Raw genomic sequence first — 6,269 nt, 5'->3', positions numbered from 1 at the left:
CTGCGAAAGTGAAGCGGGGACCTTTGTCCGGCATATTGAGAAAGAAATGGATTCGCTGTTCACGTTTCTTGTCGAAGAAAATGTAGACCCTACAAATAATTTTGCAGAGCGCATGATCCGTTTCGCGGTTCTCTGGCGTAAACGTTCCCAAGGCACCAAATCTGAAAAGGGTAACCGCTGGGTCGAACGTATACTGACACTCAGGCAGACCTGTCGACTTCAGGGCAAGTCAACATACGAAATCCTGGTCGACGCCATGGAAAACTATTTCAAAGACCAGCAACCCGATTTGCAGTGGATCAGGCAGGCTACCTGAGCCCCCTGTGATCAGTTACAAAAAATCAGGCGAAAACTGTCTGTAAATGTTCTTAGCATTTTCATCTTCTTCACCTTCACCGCTTGTCAGTCCCTGATAAAGAGCGAGATAGACCTCATATGCCTTATCAACTTTTCTGTTTTTAACAACAGTCATTGACTCGCCAAAGTGTTTAAAATCACCACGACGTGTCTGATCTATTAGAGCGGTTCTGTCAGCAAGAAATAAGATACGTTTTTTAGTCCCACTCTTCCATAACCTGTGAATGATCTGAAATGCGGTGTAGGTCTTACCTGTGCCTGTTGCCATTACAAGAAGAATTCGATTTTGGCCACGGCTTATGGCTTCTATCGTTCTGTTAACGGCATTTTGTTGATAATATCTTGGTGTGCGACCTGAACCATCAAGGAAATAATCCTGCTCAACAATTTTCTTTTGCTCTGGTTTTACGATCCCTTTGTAAGAGCAATATCTTGACCACAAGGTTTTAGAGGTCGGAAACTGTTCTAAGGTAAGCTCAGTCTCAACTTTCGACTTCGATGTTTTATCATGAAAAAGGAATCCGTCTCCATTGGAGGAGAAGACAAAGGGAATATCTAGGATATCAGAGTATTCGAGCCCTTGCTGCATTCCTGCACCAAGAGCGTGTTTGTTATCCTTGGCTTCTATAATAGCTATAGGAATATTTGCCTTGTAATAGAGGATATAGTCAGCACGTTTTTGTTTACCGCGCATGGTCAAGTTCCCGCGAACATGGATACGACCATCGGTGAAAGATACTTCTTCTCGCACTTGTTTGAGTATATCCCAGCCACTTTTTACCAATGCTGGGGTAATAAACTTAGTACAAATATCTCTTTCACTTAGTGACTTTTTATCCATATTCGCTGACCGGATCAATTCAGAGGTTATGCTTGCAGTTCCTCAACCAATTCTTCAGTAGGCTTATTTGATAGACTTTTTAACTTTGAATCGAGAGTTTCTAGTAAATATTTATTTGACAATTCAAATTCGTCAAAAATTGAAAACCAGTCTTTAACAAAACAACTAATACGACCTGTAGACACTAACCCAGTTACTCCTTTGTCTTTAAGGTTTTCAAATCTTTGTTTGATCGCATAATCATCACGAGATATTTTCCTACCAATTAAGATCAACTCAAAAGTCATCTTTGTGCTTGTAAATGCAGGATGTTTAGCAATTATTTCTGCATAATCATCAAGCTGCTGAAGGTGTTTTTTATTTAAAGATATACCTGGCCTTTTAATCTCAACAATGACACATTTGTAGTAAGATTCACCTAAAGATGAAAAAGTTGGCATCTTCCTGGCTAGAAATAAATCAACTTGCCTGTTAACCCCGTCAAGATCAGTTCCTTTTGCTATGTCATCGTCCGATACGATTTCGATATTATTTACTTGATCACGTAGATTTTTAGCGATAGTGGTAAAACTTTCTTCCTCAGCACCCAAAGTGGAATATTGAGGACCAAATAACCAAGTATTATTTTCGATAATATGTTGCAAGTCTGGTGTTTCGAGAACTTCTGCAAATCTTTTGTCCATTAGCTCTCGAAGTTTAAAAACAGCTATTTCTCTTTTTTGTAATGTCGAAATTGTACTAATAATATTCTCTATTGTTGTTTGCTGTAGCTGTCCAGCAAGCTTCTCCATGTGCTCCGAGTCCAAATCAAGCACTCCGTCGAGTACTTCAAAAACCGAATCATTTTCACTTGAAATCAACAACCTATCCAGCAACCTTATCAATATTTTAGCTTGTTTAGCTTTTAACTTATTAAAAATAGTTGGATCAGCAATATATATTTCTCTAACGGTATCTTTTGTATTATTTAAACGCCAGTCAGCATAATGTTCATCAACACCATTGTAAGTTGGGAAGTATCCATCTTCAATAAAACGGTCAATCTCTTTATCAACATGCTTTCTGAGGAAGTCATTGTATAAGTCTCTTTGGAATTTGGATAATGCCGACTTTACTGATTTGTAGATTTTTACCGTACTTGCGTATTGAGGATCAATATGAAGTATTTCCGGATTATATTGATCTACCCATTCAGAGAATACATAAGCACTGGTATGGAAAGTGACTTTATTGTTAAATTTGCTTAGCTCTTTTTGAATTACTTTATATTGGCTATTAACAAAATAGTTATATGATTTCTCAGAACTAGGTTTCTTATCCCACCTAATTACTTTTACGGAAAATTGAAATTCATCAACGTCAAAGATCTTTTTATGTACCTCATGATCAGGAACATTAATTTTATGATTATTTAATAATATTTTACGCTTTGGATTTAGAGCTAAATACCAACTAAATTCTCGGCTCAAAAGCTCTGTTAACTTCTGATCTGAAGGTAAATTTAAACTATCTGTGAATCCGCTTAATACAACACATGTACCAGACGTAACATTTTTAACTTTATCATGTTGCTCAGATTCTTTTATATATGCTCCTGCAAATTTTTTTATTGAGTTCCCATTAATCGTTATTAACGCATCATAATCATCTCTTCGAGTAAACCATGTTGCTGTATCGCTAAGCTTATGAAACGACAGCCGTCCCCTACCATGAGACCCATGTTTATCATCGTCTAACTTTTTTGAAGATTCATTAAATTTCCCAAAATTGTCATCATAACTTTTTACATCAATACCTTCACCGTCATCGAACACAGAGACACCTTCAAGACCTCCTAAATCGTTCCGCTTGATAGAAATTGCTATGGTATTAGCTCCAGCATCTAATCCATTCCATACAAGCTCAAACAACACTTTAGCAGGATCATAGCTTTTGAAATGTTTTTTGATGCCTTCATCGGTTATCCGAGCCGCACCCGAAAAACTAGATTTCTCCATCACAATTTCACCCTATTTTGAACGACATTTGAAGGTAATTAGTATCATCAAAACCTAATTATTTGCTCCATCAACACTTTCTATTGAACTTTGCCAGGCTTACAACAATTGAGTAAAAAACGACCGTTAACCCCTACAACGTAGCAACCAGTATCTGATTGTCTTTTTTGTTGAAATATTAGAAACATAAGATCAATCAAAGCCTTTTTTGTCAATCAGTAAAATCAGATAGTTAAAGGGGTAATGGAACGCATCGTTATCGCCAGTGCCACAAATTGCTCCACCAATGATAATTAGAAGAAACTCATCTTCTTGAAATCATGTGGAACATTCCTACTGAAGCTAGACTCAGCCAGATACCCTGGCTCTACGATACTGATCACATTCCAGCCCAGGACAAACTGATTTATCTCCATTTCTTCATCGGCAACTGCGATTGGTACATCGCTGAATTTGACGGAAAAGATACATTTTTCGGTTATGCAGTCTTAAATGGCGATATTGATTGTGCTGAATGGGGTTACATATCCTTCTCTGAACTAAAGGAAATAAAAGTGGGAGGGTGGTGTGAAGTTGACTGTGAACTCGAGAAGTTTTGGGAGGTGAAAAAATTCTGTAACATCATTAAGTCAGCAACTTGAGTATCAACTCAGGTTGACTATTCGCCTGGGATAGAACGGATGTACCAGCTTGTTGCAAAATACTCTGTTTTGTCATTTGCGATGATTCTTTTGCTATGTCCGCATCCAGAATCCTTGAACGTGCTGCTGATACATTTTCAACTATGTTTTGAAGGTTTGAGATGGTCGATTCAAAGTGGTTCTGAACGGCACCAAGATCTGCTCGTTGGGAATCGATCTGACCCAATGCAGCATCACAGATCATCATTGCATCACTAGCACCTTCAACGCTGGAAATGTCAATGCTAGAAACCGTTTGTTCATCCGGGGTTTTAATTTCTCCAGCATTCACATTAAAAATGGTACTGCCGCTAATATCTGAATAGGCAGTAAACGTTTTTTCTGAATAAAGCTCTACATATCCAGCAACCCTACAGCTATCACGATCACCGCTAATCAACCTAACGGCTCCAACACTGAAAATATCAGGATCTGCCGCTCCAGTAGCGTATATTGATGCTCCAGATACGTCATGATGGGTAAAGTTGCCAATAACCAGATCTTCCCCATCACTTTCATACATTGTTATGGTACTGCCGGAAACCGTCGCTGTGACATTCGTTTGATCCGAAACTTCATTGATTGCTTTGGCTAGATTACTGAGATCGCTCGTTGTAACATTTGCTGAAACTGTAACCTGATTACCTCCAAGACCAATTTCCATGCTGACATTGCCATCATCAGTCAATCGTCCAATTACCATTTCACTTGCAGCATCTGCGGTTACCCCTGTTTCGTCTGATTTCGCATTTATCATATCTGCAATTTGATATGCTTTAGAAGAATCAGGGCGAACTATATTGATTACAGTGCTACCCCTATATCCATTGATAGTGACGTTCTGTGTAGCTATCGTGTTAACACCAGGGATATTATACCCACCTTGAAACTCCCCTGAGATAAAAGCAGCAGCAATTCCACCAGTACCTTGGTGATCGAATCGATCATTAAGAGCTGTCATTTTATAAAGCCCTAAATCCGTGGCTTTCATACTATCAATAGAAACAGTTATGGTTTCACCAGCATTTGCTCCAACTTGGAATTGCTTGTCAAAGAAAGTACCGTCTAAGATTTTTTGGTTATTGAAAGCAGTAGTGTCCGCTATCCGATCAATTTCTTGTTTTAACTGATTAACTTCCGCCTGTAGAGCATTTCTGTCAGATACAGAGTTTGTTGCGTTTGCTGACTGAACAGCAAGTTCTCGGATACGTTGAATGATATTAGTTGACTCTTGCATCGCCCCTTCAGCTGTTTGGGCAAGAGAAATCCCATCACCAGCATTTCTAACAGCTTGGTTCAGACCGCGGATCTGTGATGTCATTCGCTCAGATATTGCTAGACCTGCGGCATCATCTTTTGCAGAATTAATCCGAAGACCACTTGAAAGTCGTTCCAGCGAAGTGTTGAGCTTATTTGATGACTTACTTAAATTCCTCTGTGCAGTAAGAGAAGGAACATTTGTGTTAATAGTTAAAGACATTTACGCTATCATCCCTGATTGCCAAGCCAACTTTTAATCATGGTTTAATTGATCGGTTTTTTATCTAATAAAAAACAATCAAATCAGTATCAGGGACGAATTTTCAGACACCTCTAACTCATTAAAAACAGGTTATTCTTAATTTTTCTTGTAACGAAACAAAGCTTAGTGGCCGATATAGTACAAATGGATGGGTTAATTATCTAATATTACGATATATTTGATGCTGCTTCTTTACGTGATTTTTGCGTGGAATGTTGGGACATTATTTTCGATCGAGACGATTATTTGTCCAACATTAAACATATCACAAAGAATAAATTATCATGTCAAATACTATTGCTTACCTCCGTCTTTCTACCGACAGTCAAGACTTAAAAAATCAAAAATTAGAAATACTTGAATACGCAGATAAACATGGATTGCGTATCAATGAATGGCTTGAGGTCAAGATGTCAAGCAGGCGCAGTCGTAAAGAGAGGTTGATTGATCTCCTACTGGAGAAACTGAATTCCGAAGATTGCTTGATTGTTGCTGAATTATCCCGCTTGGGTCGGAGCGCAGGGCAATCGCATGGGTAATAACCTATACTCAAGCAAATAGTCTACTTTCTTTTATCGTCTTAACAGGTTACATAGTTTTCTTCGTCACCCCTGATAACTCGGATTTAAAAAAGATTACAGATGAAGAAACAAGCAAGCTCTCTTTTTGTGAAACACTTTTCCACCCTGGATGACCCCAGAGATACGGATCAAATCAAACATAACCTGCTCGATATTCTTGTAATTGCCATCTGCGGTACCATTTGCGGCGCAGATGGCTGGAAACCCATTCAAGAATACGGACTTGCCAAGCAAGAATGGTTGAGCACCTTTCTTGATTTGCCTTATGGGATTCCATCACATCATACGTTC

6 protein-coding genes and 1 pseudogene are annotated in these 6,269 nt (G+C 38.6%); 4 read left to right on the top strand and 3 right to left on the bottom strand.

The window, feature by feature from the left end; all coding sequences use genetic code 11:
- Positions 1-316: IS66 family transposase (locus tag G493_RS30755; RefSeq protein ID WP_153306633.1), on the top strand; the 316-nt coding region annotated here is incomplete at its 5' end.
- A gap of 21 nt (positions 317-337) precedes the next feature.
- On the opposite strand, the pseudogene G493_RS30750 reads toward G493_RS30755, so the two are convergent.
- Both G493_RS30750 and G493_RS0122035 read right to left on the bottom strand, forming a co-directional pair.
- A pseudogene (locus G493_RS30750) lies at positions 338-1,198 on the bottom strand (DEAD/DEAH box helicase family protein); the annotation flags it as partial.
- 26 nt (positions 1,199-1,224) lie between these two features.
- Positions 1,225-3,195 carry an ATP-binding protein gene (locus G493_RS0122035; RefSeq protein ID WP_028582111.1) on the bottom strand — a complete coding sequence of 657 codons (1,971 nt, stop codon included), beginning with the start codon at positions 3,193-3,195 and terminating at the stop codon, positions 1,225-1,227.
- Positions 3,196-3,515: 320 nt separating this feature from the next.
- On the opposite strand from G493_RS0122035, the gene G493_RS30745 reads away from it, so the two are divergent.
- A complete protein-coding gene (locus tag G493_RS30745; RefSeq protein ID WP_035275626.1) occupies positions 3,516-3,836 on the top strand; it encodes a DUF2958 domain-containing protein in 321 nt (106 codons plus the stop codon).
- Here the strand turns inward: G493_RS30745 and G493_RS34705 are convergent.
- Positions 3,820-5,355: a flagellin gene (locus G493_RS34705; RefSeq protein WP_028582110.1), complete on the bottom strand. Its 1,536-nt coding sequence runs from the start codon at positions 5,353-5,355 to the stop codon at positions 3,820-3,822. The two genes, G493_RS30745 and G493_RS34705, sit on opposite strands and share 17 nt — an antisense overlap.
- A gap of 326 nt (positions 5,356-5,681) precedes the next feature.
- Here G493_RS34705 and G493_RS30740 point away from each other — a divergent pair, with 326 nt between their 5' ends.
- Together G493_RS30740 and G493_RS0122015 are read left to right on the top strand one after the other, a co-directional pair.
- A complete protein-coding gene (locus G493_RS30740; protein ID WP_051309790.1) occupies positions 5,682-5,936 on the top strand; it encodes a recombinase family protein in 255 nt (84 codons plus the stop codon).
- 102 nt (positions 5,937-6,038) lie between these two features.
- On the top strand, positions 6,039-6,269 hold a 231-nt coding region (locus G493_RS0122015; protein WP_035275624.1), incomplete at its 3' end, for a transposase family protein.

The sequence above is a fragment of the Desulfogranum japonicum DSM 18378 genome, assembly GCF_000429945.1.
GTDB lineage: Bacteria > Desulfobacterota > Desulfobulbia > Desulfobulbales > Desulfobulbaceae > Desulfogranum > Desulfogranum japonicum.
This window is presented reverse-complemented; position numbering and strand designations above follow the sequence as displayed.

What these genes read in the sequence shown, in the direction of transcription:
- G493_RS0122035 (WP_028582111.1), bottom strand. Translation starts at nt 3,195, where the DNA reads ATGGAGAAATCTAGTTTTTCGGGTGCGGCTCGGATAACCGATGAAGGC.
- G493_RS30745 (WP_035275626.1), top strand. Translation starts at nt 3,516, where the DNA reads ATGTGGAACATTCCTACTGAAGCTAGACTCAGCCAGATACCCTGGCTC.
- G493_RS34705 (WP_028582110.1), bottom strand. Translation starts at nt 5,355, where the DNA reads ATGTCTTTAACTATTAACACAAATGTTCCTTCTCTTACTGCACAGAGG.
- G493_RS30740 (WP_051309790.1), top strand. Translation starts at nt 5,682, where the DNA reads ATGTCAAATACTATTGCTTACCTCCGTCTTTCTACCGACAGTCAAGAC.